Origin of the sequence: Cohnella phaseoli (genome assembly GCF_003386235.1) — a bacterium.
Classification (GTDB): Bacteria; Bacillota; Bacilli; order Paenibacillales; family Paenibacillaceae; genus Cohnella; species Cohnella phaseoli.
In genome coordinates, this window is sequence record NZ_QRDZ01000006.1 from 220,226 (window position 1) to 240,729 (window position 20,504).

The following is a 20,504-nucleotide window of genomic DNA, read 5'->3' on the forward strand; positions in this document are numbered from 1 at the left end:
CGCCGAACATTATCTAAAGGAGAGACATCGAAATGACAAACCTGGATCAAAGCTTGCTCGATAATCTTGAATACAGAGGGTTGATCTACCAGTCGACCAATCGCGACGGTCTGCTGGAGAAGCTGAACAAGGAGCCTGTCGTGCTATACTGCGGCTTCGATCCGACGGCGGACAGCCTGCATATTGGCCACCTGCTGCCGATTTTGATTCTTCGCCATTTCCAGCAAGCCGGCCATAAGCCGATTGCGTTGGTTGGCGGCGGCACGGGGATGATCGGCGACCCAAGCGGACGTTCGACGGAGCGCTCCTTGAACACGTCTGATACGGTAGCTTTGTGGACGGAGCGGCTGAAGGATCAGCTGTCCCGCTTCCTCGACTTCGAAGGAACGGACAATCCGGCCAAGCTGGTTAGCAACTACGATTGGTTAGGCCAGCTCGACTTGATCACGTTCCTGCGCGACATCGGCAAAAACTTCACCGTTAACTACATGCTGGCGAAGGATTCGGTCGATTCTCGTCTGGCCAACGGCATATCCTTTACCGAATTCAGCTACATGATTTTGCAATCGTACGACTTCTACAAGCTGCTGACGGATCACGGCTGCTCGCTGCAGATCGGCGGAAGCGACCAATGGGGCAACATTACGGCAGGTCTCGACCTGATCGGCAAAATGGGCGGGGGAGAAGCGTACGGCATGACGCTGCCGCTCGTAACGAAGAGCGACGGCAAGAAATTCGGCAAATCCGAATCCGGCGCCGTCTGGCTCGACCGGAACAAAACATCGGTATATGCCTTCTACCAGTTCTGGATCAACACGGATGACAACGATGTGATCAAATTCCTGAAATACTTCACGTTCCTGGGGCGCGAGCGGATCGCCGAGCTGGAGCAAGAGCTGGCCGAGCGTCCGGAGCAGCGCGCTGCGCAGCGAGAGCTTGCTCGCGAAGTAACGAAGCTTGTTCACGGAGAGGATGCAGTCGTTAGTGCGGAGAAGATTACGCAGGCGCTATTCTCGGGCGACGTAACGCAGCTTAGCGAAGCGGAGCTGGTGGAGGCGCTGCAGGATATGCCGACGACGGTTGTCCAAGGCGACGAGGAGAAGCTGCTGCTCGACTTGCTCATCGAGACGAAGGCCGCACCTTCGAAACGTCAAGCGCGCGAGGACATCGAGAAAGGCGCGGTTTACTTGAACGGACAGCGCGAACAGGCGCTTGATTTCGTCCTGACGCGGGAGCACAGACTGCACGGCAAATACGCGGTTATTCGCAGAGGAAAGAAGAATTACTTCCTCGTTAAGTTCGAATAACGTACGACAACGATAGACGCGGGAGCTATCCCAAAAGCGCTTATAGTTGCTCTGAAAGATAATCCAGAATAAAGGCTTAAGGGGTATGTACCTTCTTCCGCTGCCATACGCTTCTGAAATCTGAATGGGGAAACCCGTTACAAGGTTTCAGGAGCGCACGAGGCAGTTTTTCGGAGGTGCGTACCCCTTACTTCGTCTATCGATCGTCTCCAGGAACTCTGATTTCGGGGCAGTTCCTTTTATTAAAAGCAGGCTCCTCCTCGATTTTTTAATATTCCTTTACAGGAATATTCCTTGTGTGGTATATTCAACTCAGAAGGAAAACGACACGGTGATGAAGGGGTTGAGGAGCCGCCGGACATTATCAATTAACGAGGTGAATGACATGTCAGGAAATTCTCCGGACATGGACACGACGATGTTGAGCGCTTTGGCCGAGCCGAATCGCAAGCGGATTGTCGAATTGCTGCGAGACGGTCCTCTGACCGTAGGGGAGATCGCCGATCGGCTGGAAATCCGCCAGCCTCAAGCATCGAAGCATTTGAAGGTTCTTAGCGAGAGCGGCATCGTGGACGTGCAGGCGGAAGCCAATCGTAGAATCTATAAGCTGCGGCCGGCGCCATTCCAAGCTTTGGATTCGTGGCTGCAGTCGTTCCGCCGCATTATGGAGGAACGGTTCGACAAGCTGGATGACTATTTACGCGAATTGCAAAATAAAGAAAAAAACCAATGATTCCAAGGAGGAATTTGTAATGTCCGGAAACGCTATGATTTCGAGAGTAGAAAACGAAAAGGTGCTCGTCCTGGAACGCGTATTCGATGCGCCGCGCGAGCTGGTATTCGCCATGTTTAAGGAAGCCGATCATTTGAAGCATTGGTGGGGACCGAGAGGTTGGGAGATTCCGGTGTGCAAGGTCGATTTTCGTCCCGGCGGCGTGTGGCATTACTGTATGAAGTGCGTCGATCGGAACCAGGGCGATTTTTACGGAATGGAGTCTTGGGGCAAAGCTATCTATAAGGAAATGATTGAGCCGGAGAAAATTGTCTATACGGACTACTTCTCGGATGCTGAAGGCAACTCCAATGCCGAGATGCCGTCAACCGACGTCACATTGGAGTTCATCGATCTGGGCGACGGCAGGACGAAGCTGGTCAGCTCCGGCGAGTACGTGTCGGCAGAGACGCTCAAGACCGTTATGGATATGGGCATGCTGCAGGGCATCACCGAAACCTGGGACCGCTTGGCTGAGCGTCTCGAAGCAGTCAAGTAACAAAAATATGGGAAGAGGGCGTCCCCTAGTCAGTGACTTTTGGGACACCCTCTTTTTCAATAAAAAAGCTTGAATAGTTTAAATGTCGGGCTTGTCCCCACTAACCATTCGCCCTTTGACGAGAGCGCAAAGCGCGCGTAGCCCAGATGCAAGTCAGGAACAGCAGCACGCCCGCAAGAATGAACAGCCCCTCGATGCCGATCCAGCCAGACAGAGCGCCGCCGACGACCGGTCCCATCATATTGCCGAGGCTAAGCGCGCTCGTGTTGAAGCCGAACGCTCTGCTTTCCTTGCCATCCGGCGTATATTGGCGCACGAGCGCGTTGACGGTCGGAATCAAACCTCCCATAAAACAGCCTAGCAGGAAGCGGAAGACGAGCAGCATGCCGACGGAATCCGCGAACGCTTGCGGGATCGTCATCACGGCGGAGCCCGCCAAGCAAATCAGCAGAATTCGCGTCGCGCCGATTCGATCGCTAAGCTTGCCCAGCACAGGGGAACAAATCATGTTCGAGATGCCGGTTACGGAGCCGACGAAACCGGCGTAGAACGCCAGATTTTCCGAAGTGCCGTGCAGATGCTGTACGTAGAGAGGGATGAGCGGCATAGGGCTAAGCATGGCGAATTGAATCAGAAACGTGACTGTAAGGAGCACGGGAAGCTGGCGGATGACCATCAGATCCCGGAAGCCTTTCAAGACGCTGACCTGCTCTTTCAGGGCGGCTGCGGCGCGATCGAATTTCTCGTGAACGAGCAGCCACGTAATGACGGATGCGAGAAATAATAAAGTTCCGGTTATGTAGAAGATCGGACGAAAACCGAAGTTATCCGCCATTAATCCTCCGATAAAAGGGCCGAGAATCGCCCCCGCAGTACCGCCGGATTGTAACGTGCCCATGGCGAATCCCATTCGCTCCTTCGGCGTTGAAGACGAGACGAGGGAGACGGCGGCCGGCATAAATCCCGAAATGACGCCGTTGAGCATTCGCAGGATGAGCAAATGCCAGGGGGCGGTCGCGAAGCCCATCAACAGCATTACGATCGACATGCCGAAGCCGGAGCGCAGCAGCATCATTTTACGGCCGTATTTTTCCGCCAGCTTGCCCCATAACGGTTGAAACAGGAAGGACGTCACGAAGTTCGCGGCAAAAATGATGCCCGCCCACACTCCGATCTCGTGCTCGTCAGTCAGACCCAAATCCTGCTGCAGGTAGAGCGACAGAAAAGGCATGATCATCGTCATACCGGCCATGACCAGGAAGTTGCCGACCATTAAGATGTAGAGATTGATTTTCCAACGCTGCATGGTTTACACCTTCTTCGATGCTGACATAAGCATAGCCAGTATAACATAGTCCCGCACGCAGGCAAAAAGCCGCATTGTCAAACTATTGTCATACTCCATCCGGGAGTAAAGGTTGTTCACGCAGGATAAAAGGGGCATAATGAAAGCAATGAAAACCAAATTGGTACATAAATGAGGCTGGAAGCTTATGTTGAAAAACGACTTGTTCTTGCGAGCTTGCAAGAGGGAGACGGTGGAACGCATCCCTGTATGGTACATGCGCCAGGCGGGACGCTATGATCCGGATTATCGTAAAATCAAAGAGAAGTTCTCGCTTCTGGAAATTTGCCGACAGCCCGAGCTGGCAGCCGAAGTGACGCTGATGCCGGTTCGCAAGCTAGGAGTCGATGCGGCCATTCTCTATTCGGACATTATGAATCCCGTCGCTTCGATCGGGATCGACTTCGATATCGTCAAGGATGTCGGCCCGGTCATCCATAATCCGGTGCGCAGCGCCGCCGACGTGGACAAGCTGAAGCCGATCGATGTGGAGGGCGATCTGTCTCACGTGCTGGAGACGATTCGTATTCTCGAGCGCGAGCTGGAGGTTCCGCTCATTTCTTTTGCCGGCGCACCGTTTACGCTGGCCAGCTATATCATAGAAGGCAGACCGACCAAATCGTATATTCGCACCAAAGCGATGATGTATGGCGATTCGCGAACCTGGCATCTGCTCATGGGCAAGCTGGCCGAGATGGCGGCAACCTATTTGCGTGCGCATATTGCGTCGGGGGCCAAGGCGGTGCAGCTATTCGACAGCTGGGTCGGCTCTTTGGCGCCGCACGATTTTAAGGAGTTTGTGCTGCCTCATATCGAAAGCATTTTCGCGTCGCTGTCGGATTTGGATGTGCCTAAAATCTACTTCCCGGGCGTCAGCTCCGGCGAGCTGCTCCAACACTTGACCAACCTTCAGACGAACGTCGTCGGACTCGACTGGCGGGTGCCGCTGTCAGAAGGTCGGCGCAGGCTCGGCGGACGGTTCGCGATTCAAGGCAATCTCGACCCTTACGTGCTTACCGCCCCGTCCGAGGTCATTCACGAACATGCGCGCAGACTGCTTGACGAAGGCATGCGCGAACCGGGCTATATTTTCAACCTGGGACACGGGTTATTCCCCGAGGCGTCGCTCGATAAGCTGAAAGAGTTGACGGACTTTATTCATAGCTACAGCGAACGGAAGCTGACAGAGGAGGCGCAAGCATGAGCGCGGACAAACGAACGATCGGCGTGCTGGTTATGTCCTATGGAACGCCCGAGAGCTTGGAAGGGGTAGAAGCTTACTATACGCATATTCGCAGAGGTCATCCGCCGACGGCCGAGCAGCTGGAGGATTTGACATCCCGTTATCGGACGATCGTGGGCGGTGTGTTCCCGCTGCGCGAAAATACGAACCGACAGGCGGCGGCTTTGCAGAGCAAGCTGAACGAGCTGGCCGGAGACGGAGCTTACGTGTGCTATCAGGGACTGAAGCATGCGGCGCCATTCATTGAGGACGGCATCGCAGCAATGGCGGCGGACGGCATTCGCGAAGCGGTCGGTATCGTGCTGACTCCGCAATACTCGTCGATGAGCGTTGGCGGTTATTTGAAGCGGGCACGCGAGGAAGCGGAGAAGCATGGCATTCGTTTCCGCGGAGTCGACGAGTACCATCTGCACCCGCAGCTGATCGAGGCGTTAAGCGAACGCGTGAACGAAGGTTTGGAGCAGCTTGGCGGCGAACGGGGAGAAGCGCTCGTGCTATTCAGCGCGCATAGCCTTCCGGCTAAAATTTTGGAGCTGAACGATCCGTACGCGGACCAACTGCTGGCGACTTCGGGAGCCGTAGCCGCGAAAGCGGGCGTTGCCAATTGGCAGTTTACCTGGCAGAGCGCAGGTCAGACCGGACAGCCCTGGCTTGGGCCGGATATTCTTGAGACACTCGAGAAGCTTGCGGCGGAAGGCGTCCGTTCCGTGCTCGTGACTCCAGTCGGATTCGTATCCGACCATCTAGAGGTGCTGTACGATATCGACATCGAAGCGAAGCAGCTCGCCGAAGAAAAAGGAGTTCGCCTCGCGCGGATTCGCATGCTGAACGACGATCCGCAATATATGGCCGTATTGGCCGATTCGGTGATCGGCGCGGCGAACGGGGGAAACGGCAATGACGAATAAAAGTCGCCGGGTGGCGGTGCTGGGCGGCGGGATTACCGGCCTCAGCGCCGCTTTTTACTTGCTTAAGCTGGCCAAGGAGCGCGGAGAAACGGTTGAAGTGACGGTTTTGGAAGGCTCCGACCGACTTGGCGGCCGAATCCATACGCTGCGCAGAGACGGATTCGTTATCGAGCGCGGCCCCGATTCCTTCCTCGCGCGCAAGCTGCCGATGATCCGGCTGGCCGAAGAGCTCGGCCTGATCGGAGAGTTGACGGGCACGAATCCGCAGGCGAAGAAGACGTATATCTCTCGGGAAGGCAAGCTGGTTTCGATGCCGCAGGGCTTAGTGATGGGCGTTCCGACGGATAGCGATAAATTCATGCAGACGGAGCTTGTGTCCGAGCAGGGCAAACTGCGGGCTTTGCAGGAATCGGAGCTGCCGGGAGAGGCGAAAGCGGAAGACGATTCTGTCGGAGCGTTCCTTGAACGCAGGATGGGCAAGGAGATGGTCGAGCGCGTATTCGAGCCGCTATTGGCAGGCATTCATGCGGGCGACCTGTACAAGCTCGGGCTTGAGGCGACATTCCCGCAGTTCAAGCGGATGGTCGAGGAGCATGGCAGTCTGATCGCGGGAACCCGGGCGGCCCAACAACATGCTGCTGCAGCTGCGAAGACGGGAGGGGGCGCGTCCGTTTCGTCGGCGGCTCCCGAGCTGCCGGCCAGCGTGTTCCTGACGTTCACGAACGGATTGTCGACAGTAATCGAAGCGCTCGAGCAGCGGATCCGCGCGGAAGGCGGAAATATCCGTCTGGAAGCGAAGGTGCGGGAAATAGAGCCGATTGCCGAACCGAAGGAAGCGGCATATCGTTTGCATATGCTCGACGGTACGGTATGCGAAGCCGACCAAGTCGTCGTTACGCTGCCCGCCTATGTCGCTGAGGAGCTGCTTGCTCCGCATATGGACGTGTCCGCGCTGTCGGCGATTCGTTATGTCTCCGTGGCCAACGTTGTGCTCGGTTATGCAGCCGATGGGTTCGGACACGAGCTGGACGGTTCGGGCTTCCTCGTGCCGCGCGGAGAGAAGCGGCTTATTACCGCGAGCACATGGACCTCTGCGAAATGGCGGCATACGGCGCCGGAAGACAAGCGGCTGATTCGCTGCTACGTCGGGCGGGCGAACGACGAGCAGGGCGTCGAACTGGACGACGAGGCGATGACCGCGGCGGTACGCGGAGATTTGCGCGATCTGATGGGGTTGGAGGCACAGCCGGAGTTCGTTGAAATTACGCGTCTGCGCCGCTCGATGCCGCAATATCCGGTCGGACATGTCGGGGCTATCGCCGATTTTCGCGCCGAGCTTGCGCAGAAGCTGCCCGGCTTATTCGCCACTGGCGCGGCGTTCGAGGCCGTAGGCCTGCCGGACTGCGTCGCTCAAGGAAAGCAGGCCGCCGAAGCTTTGCTGGCCAACTGACCGTATAGAGGCTGCTTCAAAAGTCCGATTGGATCACGAAGCCAATAGGAATGCGGACCGCAACCATGATTCAGGCCATCCTTTCCGGGATGGTCTATTTTGTCTTGAAGCGGTAATGCGAGGCAAAACGACTTATTTCCGGACGGAGGCGAGGGAATCTGTGCTAGAATGATGGGGAAACCGCATGCAAGAGGGGGAGACGGATGAGAATCGGCCGCTTTAGACTTCCGACGCGTTGGCGCAGTATCCGCTTGCCTTACAAGCTGGTGCTCGTCTATACGCCGCTAATATTGCTTCCCGCGCTTGCGGGCATTTATTATTTGACCGAAAGCTACACGTCCTCCTCGAAGGCCCAAGCCGCCGAATACGCCACCGACCTGCTCGGTCTGATGGGGCAGAAGGTCGACGACCGGATGAGGAGCTACGAGCAGCTCAGCAAGCAGATCATGACGGACGGCGAGCTGCTGAAGCTGGCGAAGACGGAGCCCGAGTCTGCCTACGACCGATTCAAGGTAGAGAGCGCGATCAACGAGAAGCTGAACGTGCTTTGGCTGGGCGCGGACCAGAACAGCTACATCCGCTCCATTAAGATAGAGACGCCAAGTGCTATCTACACGTACGGCAAAAATGCGATCGACGAGTACGACGTGCGCAATTCGGAGTATCGGACGGAGGTCGGAGAGATGAAGGGGGGAGCCAGATGGTTCGCCCCGCAGACGTTCGACGACGGCTATACGAAACTCCGGGCGTTCCGGTTAGGACGAACGATTCGCGACGAGAAGCTGAACGAGCTAGGTACGTTAACGCTTGTCATTCGGGTCGAGGCGGTCGGCGATATTTTTCGCCAGATGAAGTTTCAGGAGGATACGGCGCTTAAGCTGCTGGACGAAAAAGGAGAGCCGCTCGTCGACAACGAGGTGTCGATCGGCGACGTCAAAGCCAGCCGTCTGCTCAGCTTTACCGACGACAGGCTGGGCAACGGCTGGACGCTGGCGGTACAGATGCAGCTCGACCGGTTGTACGAGCCGATCTTCTCTACGGTGCGACAGGCGCTGTTTATTTTGTTCGGCTGTATTTTGCTCGGCCTTGTCGTCACTCATCTGCTGGCCTTGGACCTTGTCATCCCCATTCGCAGATTGACGATGAACATGAAGATGGGCATCAAGGGCGTGCGTCCGGGCAAGCTGAAGCGTTTTGGCGGGGCGGTGGAGATCGTGGAGATGAACGATACGTTCATCTCGATCATGTACGAGATCGAGCAGTTGATCGACGAGGTCGCCAGGCAGGAGAAGAAAAAGAAGGACGCCGAAATTCGCGTGCTGCAACACCAATTGTCGCCGCATTTTCTGTACAACACGTTAAATTCGATCCGCTGGATGGCGATGATTCAGAGGCAGGATAATATCAAGGAAATGGTCGATGCCCTAAACGCACTGCTCACCTATGCGCTGCGCGGGTCGGGAGGGCCGGTGCCGCTGGCGAGCGAGATTGCGATCCTGCACAATTACGTGGCGATTCAGAAGGTGCGCTACCAGCACTTCGAGTTCGCGGTGAACGTTCCAGCCGAACTGGAGCAGGTCGAGGTGCTGAAGTTTCTGCTTCAGCCGCTCATCGAGAATGCGCTGATCCACGGCTTGGCCCCGTCCGAGCATCCCGGGGAAATTACCGTTTCCGCGGTGTCGGAAGGCGAGCATCTGCTCGTGACCGTTGCCGATAACGGGATCGGCATGAACGAGGAGACGGTGGAGAGGCTTGTTCGCGGGCTGTCGGCTTCTCCGACGGACAGGCTCGGCGTGCGCAGCGTTCATGAGAGAATCCAGCTTCATTACGGAACGAATTACGGTCTGTCGATTCGCAGCGAACCGGGAGTCGGCACGTCGATAACGGTTAGAGTGCCTATGCGGATGGACGGATCGGCGGAGGAAAAGGGGGAGCGCTCGCATGCGTAAAGTGATGATCGTCGACGATGAAGCGCTCGTACGGATCGGCCTGCAATCGATCATCGATTGGGAGAGCAGAGGCTACCGAATCGGCGGAGTGTTCAAAAACGGAGAGGAAGCGGTGCGCGCGGCGGCGGAAGAGAAATTCGACATTGTGCTGACCGATATCCGTATGCCGGGCATGGACGGCTTTGCGCTGATCCGCGAGCTGAAACGGCTCGATCCGAGCCTTCGTTTTATTATTTTGAGCAGCTACAGCGATTTCGAATATACTCGTCAGGCCATCCAGGCCGGCGTTAACGACTATATTTCAAAATACGAGATGGAGCCTGAAGAACTGCTGCGCGTTCTCGATGCGCTATCCGTAAACGGCGAAAGGTCGGGAGTGCCGGAGACGGCCGGCGAGGCGGGTTCGCTCGACGACGAGAGAGCCGCGTGGCTGACGCGGACCAAAGAAGACCGGGACGCGCGACTGTCAGAGCATTGTCCCGCACTGCTGGAGCGGCTGGGAAGATGGGGAGGCGAGGCGCGCTGGGTCGTCCTGATGCCGCTGCCGAGAACTTCCGACTATTCCCAGACGGAGCGCAAAGCGATGGCGCTGCAGACGGAGGAAATTTTCTCCCGGCTGGACGGTCTGGAGTATTTCGGCGAGCAGGACGGCTTGCTGCATGGCGCTTGCGCGCTGCGTGAAGGCGAGCAGGACGACTCGATTCGACTGCGGCAGATTGCCGAAGAGCTTACGGCGGCATGGGCCAAAAATCTGAACGTCGCGCTCGTCGCCGGAGCGGGGAATTCCGTGACGTTCGATCGGCTCGGACAATCGAGGAAGGATGCGGAGCGCGCGGCTCAGATGTGCTTTTACGACGGAGCGGGGATCTACCTCGCCGAGCATGTCGTCTTGAGAGAAATGGCGGAGCAGGAGCGTCTGGAGCTGTACAGACAGGCGAAAAACAAAATCGACTTTCTTCATTTCGAGCAATTGGGAGACGAAATTCGTCGCCGTATCGGCGATCCGGCCGCCCGACTGCTTCCGGCCGAATGGCAGCGGGTCGGCGAGATGATCGCGACCCATCTGATGAATCTGATGATCGAGCGTTACGAATCGGATCCGGAAAGCCTTCGCGACCGCTTCGGCGCCGCTTGGCCGCTGAACGAAGCGTTCCGCAAGCTCGGTACGCAGGCGGAGTTTGTCGGTATGCTGCAAGAGATGCTGGCGCGCGCGCAAGAGGCGGCATCTTCGCTGCATGCGAGCCGGGGCTGGGTCGCCAAAGCGAAGGCGTTCGTGGAGAGCCGTTACGGCGAACCGCTGCGGCTGGAAGACGCCGCCGAGCATGTCAGCTTCAGCCCAAGCCACTTCAGCCAGCGTTTTCGCCAAGAGACGGGAGAGGCATTCTCCGACTACTTGACGCGTATTCGCATTCGCGAGGCGATCCGGCTGTATAACGAGACGGAGCTTTCCACCGAGGAAATCGCCGCCCGCGTCGGCTATTTGAACGCCAATTATTTCATTAAAGTGTTTAAGCGCATGACGGGGCAGACGGTGAAACAGTTTAAAAGCAGATCCTGATCGTGTAAAAAGGAATCTGGATCGTAAAATATGGAACATGGGCCGGAGAACGTCCGCATTCTCCGGTCGAGATGGAACATTCTCGCTCGATTGCTGCATGGAGCAGGTAGGTGCAATCGCTTACAATGTAGAAAGATCGCGATCATGCCTACATTTCTAAGAAAATCGGAGGGGTTTCATTTGAAGAGAAACAGATTCGTTATCGCGCTTGGGCTGCTTGCTATGACCGGCGCGGTGCTGCAAGGCTGCGGCGGTAAGGACAATGGAAACGGCGCCTCGAGCCCATCGGCCAGCCCTTCCGCGAGCGCTTCCGGCAGCGCGCCGGCGGAAAGCTCGCAAACTCCTCAAGAAGAGAACGTTACGCTGAAAGTATGGGGAGACCTCGGCAACCAGGCCGTGCTGGAAGAACCGTTCAAGAAGATCAACGCCGCCTTCGCGGCCAAGTATCCGAACATCAAGCTGGAATACGACTTCGCTCAAAACGATCAGAGCTTAAACGTCGCGCTGCAGGCCAACGAGCTTCCCGACCTGTTCTGGGTGCAAGGCGACAAAACGGCAAAAATGGGCGAAATGGTCAAAAACGGCTTCCTGATGGATCTGACTTCCTACAATCTCGATATGTCCCGTTACTCCGAATCCGAGAAAACCTACTGTACGGTAGACGGCAAAATCTACTGCTCGCTGCCGTCCTTCTTCGATACGAACGTCGTGTACTACAACAAGGATCTGTACGAGAAGAACGGAATTCAGGCACCGACGACATGGGACGAATTCGTTCAAGGCCTGGACACTTTGAAGGCGGCGGGAATCACGCCGATTACACTTGCCGGGAAGAGCGAATGGGATCGCGCTTGGCCGATCTTCGCCTTCGCGCCGGCCTTCTCCAATACGGCGCTTAAGGCGGCTCAAGCCGGCCAAGGCAAGCTGACCGATCCGACCGTCGCCGAGACGCTGCAGGCGTTCCGCGATTTCGTCGACAAAGGCTATTTCGGCAAAGATTACCTGGCGCAGGATTACGCAGCGGCGCAATTCGCATTCACGAACGGCAAAGCGGCGGCCATCATCGACGGAACGTGGTCTAATGCAACTTATGTCGATTCAGGCATGAATCTGGGACGCTTCTCGATTCCGAATAAAGAAGGCAAGAAGGTCGTGCAATCCAGCTACAGCAACTTTATGACTTATGCGGTGTCCGCCAAGACGGCGCACCCCGATCAGGCGGTCAAATATATCGAGTTCCTGAATTCGCTTGAGGCGCAGCAAATTCTGGAAGATGCCGTAGGCCTTGTACCGACGCTCAAAGACATTACGCCGAAGGATGAAGGCGTTAAGGAACTGGCGGTATTCGACGAAGCGGGCGTCAACATCTACAGCGTGCTGACTGCACTGTCGTCGCAGGAATCCAATACGGCCGACGTATTCATGAAGGATGTTATTCCGAAGCTGATGACGTCTGCAATTACCGGAGCCGAGGGTGCGGTAATTCTCGACAAGGCGGCTACTTACCCGGCACAGTAAAAATAAAGACATCATCCGGATCAAAGGGCTGTCCCATGCGCTAACAAAGCTGCTATGAAAGGTAATCGATGATAGAGGTGATAGGGGGATGTGCCTCTCTCCGACGCTATACGCTCCTGAAATGGGAATGTTTAAACCCGTTAATAGGAGATTTCAGGAGCGTATGAGGCAGGTCTCCGGGAGGTATATCCCCCTACTTTGTATCGATTATCCCAAGCTTCTACTCATGGGACCGCCCCTTTGCCGCGGGCAGAGAGGGTGTTACGGTTGACATGGATTAAAAAACGGCCATTTCTGTGGTTTATTTTGCCGGGCTTCGCGCTGTACAGCTTGTTTACCGTCTATCCGATCTTCTCGGCGTTCCAGATCAGCTTGAACCAGTGGGACGGGATCGGACCGAAGACGTTTGTCGGCTTCGCCAATTACGCCGAGCTGTTCGGCAACAAGGAGCTGTTTGCGCAGCTGACCGGCGCGTTCCGGCACAGCGTTATTCTGTTTTTGCTCAATACGTTCGCGGTGCTGCCTGGACAGCTGTATATGGCCTATTTGCTATACAGCAAGATCAAGGGACATCGCTTTTTCCAGGCGATGATTTTCTCGCCTCAATTTATCGCCACGCCCGTCATCGTGTTTATGGGAACGCTCATCTTCGACGGCAACATCGGCGTCTTTAACAAGCTGCTGGAAGCGATCGGATTGGGCGAATGGACAAGACCGTGGATCGGATTGCCGGAGTTCGGCATTTATATCGTCTGGATTATGGTCGCATGGTCGGGAATCGGTGTCGGCATGATCTTTTTCCTCGGGGCAATGAAGATGATTCCTGTGGAAATGATGGAGGCCGCGCTGCTCGAAGGGGCGTCGTACTGGCGGAGATTTTTCAGCATCGTGCTGCCGCAGATCAAAACGACGGTGTTGAACATGTTGATTCTGACCTACATTTTCGCGATGACGATGTTCGATTTCAGCTTCATTCTGGGCGGCGTATCGGGCGGCATTAATCGCAGCGTGGACGTCATGGCCCTGTTCTTCTACCGGATCGCCTTCGGCGACAACAGCGCGGTCGGAGGCACGATGAACGTGAACGCGATGGGGATGGGCACGACGATCGCCTGCGTGATGTTCGCCGTCATTTTCGTCGTCGCCGTCGTCCAAGTCATTCTCACCTATCGTCGAACGGAGGATGGAGCATGAATCTGAAAGCAAACCGAACCTATGTCAGCTCCGCGATTTTGTGGTTATATTCCTCCTTTACGCTGTTCGTTCTGGGCTATATGACCTATCAGGCGTTCCGATCGAAAAAAGAGCTGCTGTCGAACACGTTCGGCTGGCCGGATGTGTTCAATTTCGCCAATTTCGGCAAGCTGTTCGCGGAGGCGGGCTTCCACCGTTACTTTTTCAATAGTGTCTTGATTCTGGCTGTGACGCTTCTGATCGTAATCGCGCTGTCGTCGATGGTCGCTTACGGGATCGGGAGGTTCCGGTTTCGTTTCAAAAACGGACTGCTAGTCTATTTTCTAATTGGCCTGATGTTTCCGGTACAGCTCGGCATCGTTCCGATTTTCCTGCTCATTCGCGATATGGGACTGATGAACTCGCAATGGGGCGTCGTAATCGTGCTCGCGTCGGGGTTGTCGATGCCGGTATTTCTATTGACGACGTTTTTCGAGAAGCTGCCGGCCGATCTGTACGAATCCGCGAAGATTGACGGAGCCGGGGAATGGACGACGTTCCAACGAGTGATGTTCCCGCTGGCGAGCCCGGTCGTGTTCAGCATCTGCATCATTATGTCGGTGCAAATCTGGAACCAATTTTTCGTTCCGTTGATCATGCTCCAGAGCGAAGCGAAGAAGACGATTCCGCTCATGATTATGAAATTCACGAACAATTTAATGTACAACATCGATTTGGCGATGGCCGGTTCCGTCATGGCGACGGTGCCGATTCTGATTTTGTTCTTTATTTTCTCCGGTCGAGTGCTGGAGGGTGTCGCTTCGGGCGGAATTAAAGGATAGAGAGAGATAAGCAATGCTTGGGAGGCGGAGAGATGGAAACGTTGAGAGCGCAGCGGCTTCGTGCGGAAAATTTGGACGATCCGCTTGGAATAGATGTCGAACGTCCTCGCCTCGGATGGATCGTCGACTGCGGGCGAAGAGGAGCGGCGCAAAGCGCGTACCGGGTGTTGGTCGCTACCAGGCCGGAGTTGCTGGACGAGGAAAAGGGCGATTTGTGGGACAGCGGCGTTGTGACGAGCGCGGCGACGCAGCAGGTGGAGTACGCGGGCAAGAAATTAGTCTCCGAGCAGCGGGCGTACTGGAAAGTGCGGGCGTGGGATGAGCTAGGACATGAGGGACCTTGGAGCGGGACGGGCTGCTGGTCGATGGGGCTGCTGAGCCGGGACGAATGGAGAGGCGTATGGATCGGGTCGAAAAAGGACGTTAAGCCGACGAAGGAAAAGCCCAAGCCTAACGTGTATTTGCGCAAGGGCTTCGGCGCGCGCGCCGGCGTGCGCAGGGCCACGGTATATGCGACCGCGCTTGGCCTGTATCGCTTGTGGCTAAATGGGGAGCGCGTCGGGAAGGACGTGTTCTCGCCGGAGTGGACCGATTACCATGTGCGCGTCCAGTACCAGACCTACGACGTTACCGACCGTCTGAGGGAGGGGGATAACGCAGTAGGCGTTCTGCTCGGACAGGGCTGGTACTCGGGCTATATCGGCATGTTCGGGTTTCAAAAATACGGCATGGACCCGGCTTTCCTGCTGCAGTTCAACATTGAGTACGAGGACGGCTCGCGAGACTGCGTGACGACCGACGGATCATGGACGGCGTCGCTTGGCCCGGTCGTCTCCTCGGATCTGCAGATGGGAGAGACAATTGACGCGCGGCTGGGGATGCCGGGCTGGAATGCGCCGGGCTTCGCGGATACGGCATGGACACCGGCGGACGTCATGTACGATTATCGCGGCTGGATCGTTGCGCAGATGTCGCGGCCGATCCGGGAGACGGGCGAGCGGACGCCGTACAGCTTGCGCTGGACGCCCGACGGGCGCGTGCTGATCGACTTCGGGCAAAATCTCGCGGGCTGGCTACGAGCTTCTATAAAAGGCGAGGCCGGAACCCGGATCACATTCCGGTTCGGCGAGGCTTTGGACGCCAGCGGCGTGTTGTATACGGATAATCTTCGCTTTGCCCGCCAGACCGATGTCTACGTGTGCCGTGGCGGCGACGGGGAAGTTTTCGAGCCGACTTTTACGTATCACGGCTTTCGATATGTGGAACTGAGCGGGGACGGTCCTTTCGAGCTAGGAGAAACGGCGGCCGTTGTCGTTCACTCGGAACTGCCGGAGACGGGGGAGCTGGAAACTTCGCATCCCCTGGTCAACAGGTTGATCGAGAATGTGCGCTGGACGCAGCGGGCGAACTTTATGAGCGTGCCGACGGACTGTCCGCAGCGGGACGAACGGCACGGCTGGACGGGGGACGGGCAGATTTTCTCCGGGACGGCCGCTTATTTTATGGACGTTTCGGCTTTTTACGCCAAGTGGCTCGTCGACCTGGAGGATGCGCAGCGGCCGACCGGAGCTTACACGGACTTCGCCCCGTTTATTTTCGGGCCGAAGACGGAGTTCGACAACGATTTTACTTACACGCATACGGCTTCGGCCGGGTGGGCGGACGCTCCTCTTATCGTAGCTTGGCTGCTGTACGAAACGTACGGCGACCGGCGCGTGCTTCGCAAGCATTACGCATCGATGAAGCGCTGGGTCGAATTCAACCGCGCCTTGTTCCCGGACGGCATCCGGGACGATGTGTCTCAGTATGGGGATTGGCTGTCCGTGAACGAGCGGCCGTTCGAGGAGCGGATCGCCGAATTCGGCCGTATGGTCAGCCATTATTCCACGACGCCTTACGATATTTTCTCGACGGCCTACATGGCTTACAGCGCCAAGCTGATGTCGGACATCGCTGCAGCGCTAGGCGAAGAGGAGGATCGTCGGACGTATGGCGAGAGGTTCGAGCACATTCGAACCGCGTTCATCGACCGTTTTGTCGACGGGGAGGGACAGATCAAGGGAGATACGCAGACGGCCTACGCGATGGCGCTGGAACTGGACCTGCTGCCGGAACGGCTGCGGGAGGCGGCGGTATCGAGACTCGTCGGTAAAATCCGCGAGCTCGGTGATATGGCGACGACGGGCTTCCTGGGCACGAAGTTTCTGATGGATGCGCTTGTGCGGGAAGGGCATGCCGATTTGGCGTTCCGTCTGCTGCTGCGCGAGGAATATCCATCCTGGCTGTATTCGGTGCGCCAGGGCGCGACGACGATCTGGGAGCGCTGGGACGGTTGGACGGAAGAGCGGGGCTTCCAGGATCCGGGCATGAATTCGTTGTGTCATTACGCCTTCGGTTCGGTCGGCGAGTGGCTGTTCAGGAACGTCGGCGGTATCGGACGCGAGGGCGCGGAAGCGGGCTTCGGGGCGCTGTTGATACGGCCGCGTCCGCTCGGCGGGTTGACGTTCGCGCGCTGCCGCTACGACGGAGTAAGCGGACCGGCTGCTACAGAGTGGCGGATCGCGAACGGAGAGTTTCTGCTTAACGTGGAAGTTCCGGCCAACGCGACCGCGCTCGTATACGTGCCGTCGGTGGAAGGTACCGAGGTGTTGGAAGGCGATACGCCGGCTCGTTTGGCGGAGGGGATCAGCGAAGTCGGCCGAGAGGACGGCTGCGCCGTGTTTCGAATCGGCTCGGGCAAGTACAGCTTCGTTTCGCTGCTGCCGGTGTAACGGTTTGAATGGGGAAAACCGCTGTGTGGGGATCGTTCGAAGGAACGATCGCTGCTCGGCGGTTTTTTTGTAGATCGTTTTTTGCCAACTGGCAAACCGAGGGGAGAATGGGGAAGGAGCGGGAGACGGAAGAGTCACAGAATCGTAGAACGCAGAGCGTCTAAGCGGCTTGCTTCGGCAATCGATAGCGGTCTACAATGGAGGGAGTTAACCTCCGGGTTGCGCGGGCGGAAGAGGTGCGGAGTAGTGAAGACGGCAATGACGACAGTTATACTGGCGGGCGGGCAAGGCAGACGAATGGGCGGGCAAAATAAGGCGTTGTTGACGCTTGGGCAGGAGACGATCATCGAACGCCAACTGCGCGAAACATCGAAGGTGTGCGAAGAGATCGTTGTTGTCGCCAATGATTCCGGCTTTGCCGAACAATTGCTGAAGATGGCCCCGCACATTCGAATCGCAGCCGACTTTTATCCGGGGGAAGGTCCGCTGGCCGGCGTCCATGCAGGCTTCCAAGCCGCCGCATCGCCGTATGTATGGCTGCTCGGCTGCGATCAGCCGTATCCTGACGCGGATGCGGCCGAATATTTGCTTGGTCGGTTGAGGAACGGTTCTGCGCAGGCGCTGGCGGCCGTTCCGCTGATCGACGAACGGCTGCAGCCGCTGCACGCAGTCTATCGCAAGGAAACGGGGGCGATCGCGGAGGAGCTGCTGCAGGCGGGAAGGCGACGTCTGCAGGATTGGCTGGACCGGTTGGAGCCTTGCGCAATCGGGCAGGACGAATTGCAAGCCAACGGGCTATCGCTGGCCTTGGCGGACGATATCGATACGCCGGAACAGTTCGCCGAGGAGAACGCCCGCTGGGCCGAGCGCGCGCAGCAAAGGAGCTAAGTCCATGATGCAGCAAGCAGACAACGTCGAGCGATATCGCCGCAAAGCAGTGCAGCCGGAAGAGGCGCAGCAGACGATATTAAACCATATTCGCGCTCTAGACGCGGAGAACGTAACACTATATGAGGCGTGGGGCAGATCCTTGGCCGAGCCGCTGATCGCGCCGCATCCGTTTCCGCCGTTTCGCCGGTCGGGGATGGATGGTTATGCGGTGCGAACGGCGGATCTGGCTGAAGCCGCGCCCGGCCGTCCGGCAGAGCTGGTCGTGCTGGAACATTTACCCGGAGGCACGGAGCCGAAGCGCTCGCTCGGTCCCGGACAGGCGTCCCGGATTATGACTGGAGGGATGGTGCCGGAAGGGGCCGACGCCGTCGTGATGCTGGAGATGACCGAGACTGACGAGAGGGACGGCCTCTCGTTCGTGCGGATCGGGAAGGCGGTGCCGCCGGGCGCTAACATTTCCGAAATTGGGAGCGAGATTCGCGAAGGCGAGCGGCTGTTGCCGGCAGGGAGGCAGGTCGAAGCGGGAGAGAGCGCCGTTCTTGCCGCTTGCGGCTGCGCTCGCGTTGCCGTAGCGCGACGTCCCAGGGTGGCGATTCTCTCTACCGGCAGCGAACTGCTGGAGGTGGACGAACCGCTCGCCCCCGCGAAAATCCGCAACAGCAATGCGCCGATGCTGGCCGCGCTTATCAGGGAGTTCGGAGCCGAGCCGACCTTGCTCGGCAAGGTTCCCGACGATCCGGAAGCGGCCGGCAAGCTTGTGCGTCAGGCATTGGCAGATTGCGACTTGCTGCTAACGTCGGGAGGGGTATCGGTGGGAGATTATGACGTCATGGTCGACATTCTCGCCCAGCCGGACGTGAAGCTGCTGTTCAACAAAATCGCGATGAGGCCGGGCAGTCCAACATCTGCAGCGCTGCTCGGGGACAAGCTGATACTCGCGCTATCCGGCAATCCGGGAGCGTGCTTCGTCGGCTTCCACCTGTTTGTCGTACCGGCGCTGCGTCGAATGCTCGGCGTGCAGCGGCCGACTCACCCTCAGTTTACGGCCAGGCTGGGCGAAGACTTTCCGAAGGTGAACGCGTATCGTCGCTATATTCGCGCCTTTACGTCCGTTAGCGGCGACGGACAAGTGTGGGCTACGCCGACAGGTGACGACAAATCGAGTCTGATGACGACGATCGTCGGAGCGGATTGCCTGATCGAAATTCCCCCGATCAAGGAAGGGTTGAGGCGGGGGCATCCGGTGAAGGTGTGGAAAATAGGACAGTAGCGGGACATCAGGATAGAGCGGTAAGGAGACGGACGGAGATGCGCATCATTCAAATTGTCGGATATAAAAATTCGGGCAAAACGACTCTGGCATGCGAGCTTATTCGCGCCTTCGCCGCCGAAGACCGCAAAGTCGGAACGCTTAAGCACGACGCCCATCAGTTCGAGCCGGAGCCGCCGGGCACGGATACGTGGAAGCACCGGCAGGCCGGTTCGTCGACAACGGCAATCGTCTCTGCCGAGCGTACGGCCTGGGTGGTGGAACGGACGACGTCTATCGAGGAGCTTGTCTCGCAGATGACGCTGCAGCGGCTCGACGATCTGATCGTCGAAGGCTTTAAATCCGCGCCTTATCCGAAAATTGCGCTGATCCGAGAGGAAGAGGACGCGGATTTGCTGCAGCTGTCCAACGTCATCGCGGTCGCGCTCCGCAAGCCGCTTCCGTCGGTCGAGAAGCGAGCGAGGGAAATGAGAATTCCCGTTTTTCTTCATTCGAGCCTCGACTCGTTCGAGCCTCTGCTCGCCTTTCTCCGCCAAGAGCCTATGGAATTGATGACTTCCTGGGAAATTAAAGGCATGAAGAAAGGACTCAAGGAAGGCCGCGAAGAAGGGATTAAGGCGGGGATAATCAAGGGCAAAGCGGAGGGTAAGCAAGAAATTGCCGTGAAAATGCTGCAGAAAGGCTTCGAGACGCCAACGATCCACGAGCTGACGGGCCTGTCCCGCCAGAAAATTCAGAAGCTCAAGGAAGCAATGCAGCAATGGAATTGACAAGTCTCGAACAAATAGTGTAAATTAGCGAAAAGCTATTTTTGATCCTATATACGATTAATGGCGTAGACCAAGGATATGAGATTCGGCCCCCGTCGTACAGAGAGGAAGCGCCTGGCTGCGAAGCTTCCCGACGGCACGAACACTCCCCGCCTTGTCAGCCGCAGCGGTGAACCCGAAGTATCCGCTGCCGGGAAAATCCCGTTATCCGGTTGAGGAGTGCCGATACGCGCGAGCG

The 20,504-nt window shown here is 57.2% G+C and carries 16 protein-coding genes; 15 read left to right on the plus strand and 1 reads right to left on the minus strand.

Annotation, left to right across the window (positions count from 1 at the left end):
* The first annotated feature begins 32 nt into the window (after window positions 1-32).
* The 3 genes from tyrS to DFP98_RS10160 all read left to right on the plus strand — a co-directional run bounded on the left by tyrS (window position 33) and on the right by DFP98_RS10160 (window position 2,578).
* Window positions 33-1,307 (plus strand): tyrosine--tRNA ligase, encoded by a 1,275-nt coding sequence (gene tyrS, locus DFP98_RS10150; RefSeq protein ID WP_116060465.1) that lies wholly within the window; start codon window positions 33-35, stop codon window positions 1,305-1,307.
* A gap of 385 nt (window positions 1,308-1,692) precedes the next feature.
* Window positions 1,693-2,040 (plus strand): ArsR/SmtB family transcription factor, encoded by a 348-nt coding sequence (locus DFP98_RS10155; RefSeq protein ID WP_116060466.1) that lies wholly within the window; start codon window positions 1,693-1,695, stop codon window positions 2,038-2,040.
* A 19-nt stretch (window positions 2,041-2,059) separates the two neighbouring features.
* Window positions 2,060-2,578: an SRPBCC domain-containing protein gene (locus DFP98_RS10160; RefSeq protein WP_116060467.1), complete on the plus strand. Its 519-nt coding sequence runs from the start codon at window positions 2,060-2,062 to the stop codon at window positions 2,576-2,578.
* Between the two features lie 100 nt (window positions 2,579-2,678).
* On the opposite strand, the gene DFP98_RS10165 is transcribed toward DFP98_RS10160, so the two are convergent.
* Complete coding sequence (locus tag DFP98_RS10165) at window positions 2,679-3,884, minus strand: MFS transporter (RefSeq protein WP_116060468.1); 1,206 nt, start codon at window positions 3,882-3,884, stop codon at window positions 2,679-2,681.
* A gap of 187 nt (window positions 3,885-4,071) precedes the next feature.
* Here DFP98_RS10165 and hemE point away from each other — a divergent pair, with 187 nt between their 5' ends.
* From hemE to mobB, 12 genes are all read left to right on the plus strand, one after another.
* Window positions 4,072-5,127 (plus strand): uroporphyrinogen decarboxylase, encoded by a 1,056-nt coding sequence (gene hemE / locus DFP98_RS10170; protein WP_116060469.1) that lies wholly within the window; start codon window positions 4,072-4,074, stop codon window positions 5,125-5,127.
* Window positions 5,124-6,074 (plus strand): ferrochelatase, encoded by a 951-nt coding sequence (gene hemH / locus DFP98_RS10175; RefSeq protein ID WP_116060470.1) that lies wholly within the window; start codon window positions 5,124-5,126, stop codon window positions 6,072-6,074. The genes hemE and hemH overlap by 4 nt, the downstream gene beginning before the upstream one ends.
* On the plus strand, window positions 6,064-7,524 hold the full coding sequence (hemG, locus tag DFP98_RS10180; RefSeq protein ID WP_116060471.1) for a protoporphyrinogen oxidase: 1,461 nt from the start codon (window positions 6,064-6,066) through the stop codon (window positions 7,522-7,524). Before hemH ends, hemG begins: the two co-directional genes overlap by 11 nt.
* A gap of 203 nt (window positions 7,525-7,727) precedes the next feature.
* Window positions 7,728-9,473 (plus strand): cache domain-containing sensor histidine kinase, encoded by a 1,746-nt coding sequence (locus DFP98_RS10185; protein WP_116060472.1) that lies wholly within the window; start codon window positions 7,728-7,730, stop codon window positions 9,471-9,473.
* Window positions 9,466-11,031: a response regulator gene (locus DFP98_RS10190; protein WP_116060473.1), complete on the plus strand. Its 1,566-nt coding sequence runs from the start codon at window positions 9,466-9,468 to the stop codon at window positions 11,029-11,031. The genes DFP98_RS10185 and DFP98_RS10190 overlap by 8 nt, the downstream gene beginning before the upstream one ends.
* Window positions 11,032-11,211: 180 nt before the next feature.
* Complete coding sequence (locus DFP98_RS10195; protein ID WP_181917597.1) at window positions 11,212-12,549, plus strand: ABC transporter substrate-binding protein; 1,338 nt, start codon at window positions 11,212-11,214, stop codon at window positions 12,547-12,549.
* 267 nt (window positions 12,550-12,816) lie between these two features.
* Window positions 12,817-13,743: a carbohydrate ABC transporter permease gene (locus DFP98_RS10200; protein WP_116060475.1), complete on the plus strand. Its 927-nt coding sequence runs from the start codon at window positions 12,817-12,819 to the stop codon at window positions 13,741-13,743.
* A complete protein-coding gene (locus DFP98_RS10205; protein WP_116060476.1) occupies window positions 13,740-14,564 on the plus strand; it encodes a carbohydrate ABC transporter permease in 825 nt (274 codons plus the stop codon). The genes DFP98_RS10200 and DFP98_RS10205 overlap by 4 nt, the downstream gene beginning before the upstream one ends.
* A 32-nt stretch (window positions 14,565-14,596) precedes the next feature.
* Window positions 14,597-17,335, plus strand: a complete 2,739-nt coding sequence (locus DFP98_RS10210; protein ID WP_116060477.1) for an alpha-L-rhamnosidase — start codon at window positions 14,597-14,599, stop codon at window positions 17,333-17,335.
* A 246-nt stretch (window positions 17,336-17,581) separates the two neighbouring features.
* Window positions 17,582-18,223: a molybdenum cofactor guanylyltransferase gene (gene mobA / locus DFP98_RS10215; RefSeq protein WP_116060478.1), complete on the plus strand. Its 642-nt coding sequence runs from the start codon at window positions 17,582-17,584 to the stop codon at window positions 18,221-18,223.
* A 4-nt stretch (window positions 18,224-18,227) separates the two neighbouring features.
* Entirely contained in the window at window positions 18,228-19,496 is a 1,269-nt protein-coding gene (locus DFP98_RS10220) for a molybdopterin molybdotransferase MoeA (protein WP_116060479.1), read from the plus strand.
* Window positions 19,497-19,534: 38 nt separating this feature from the next.
* Window positions 19,535-20,266 (plus strand): molybdopterin-guanine dinucleotide biosynthesis protein B, encoded by a 732-nt coding sequence (gene mobB / locus DFP98_RS10225; protein WP_116060480.1) that lies wholly within the window; start codon window positions 19,535-19,537, stop codon window positions 20,264-20,266.
* Window positions 20,267-20,504: the final 238 nt, after the last annotated feature.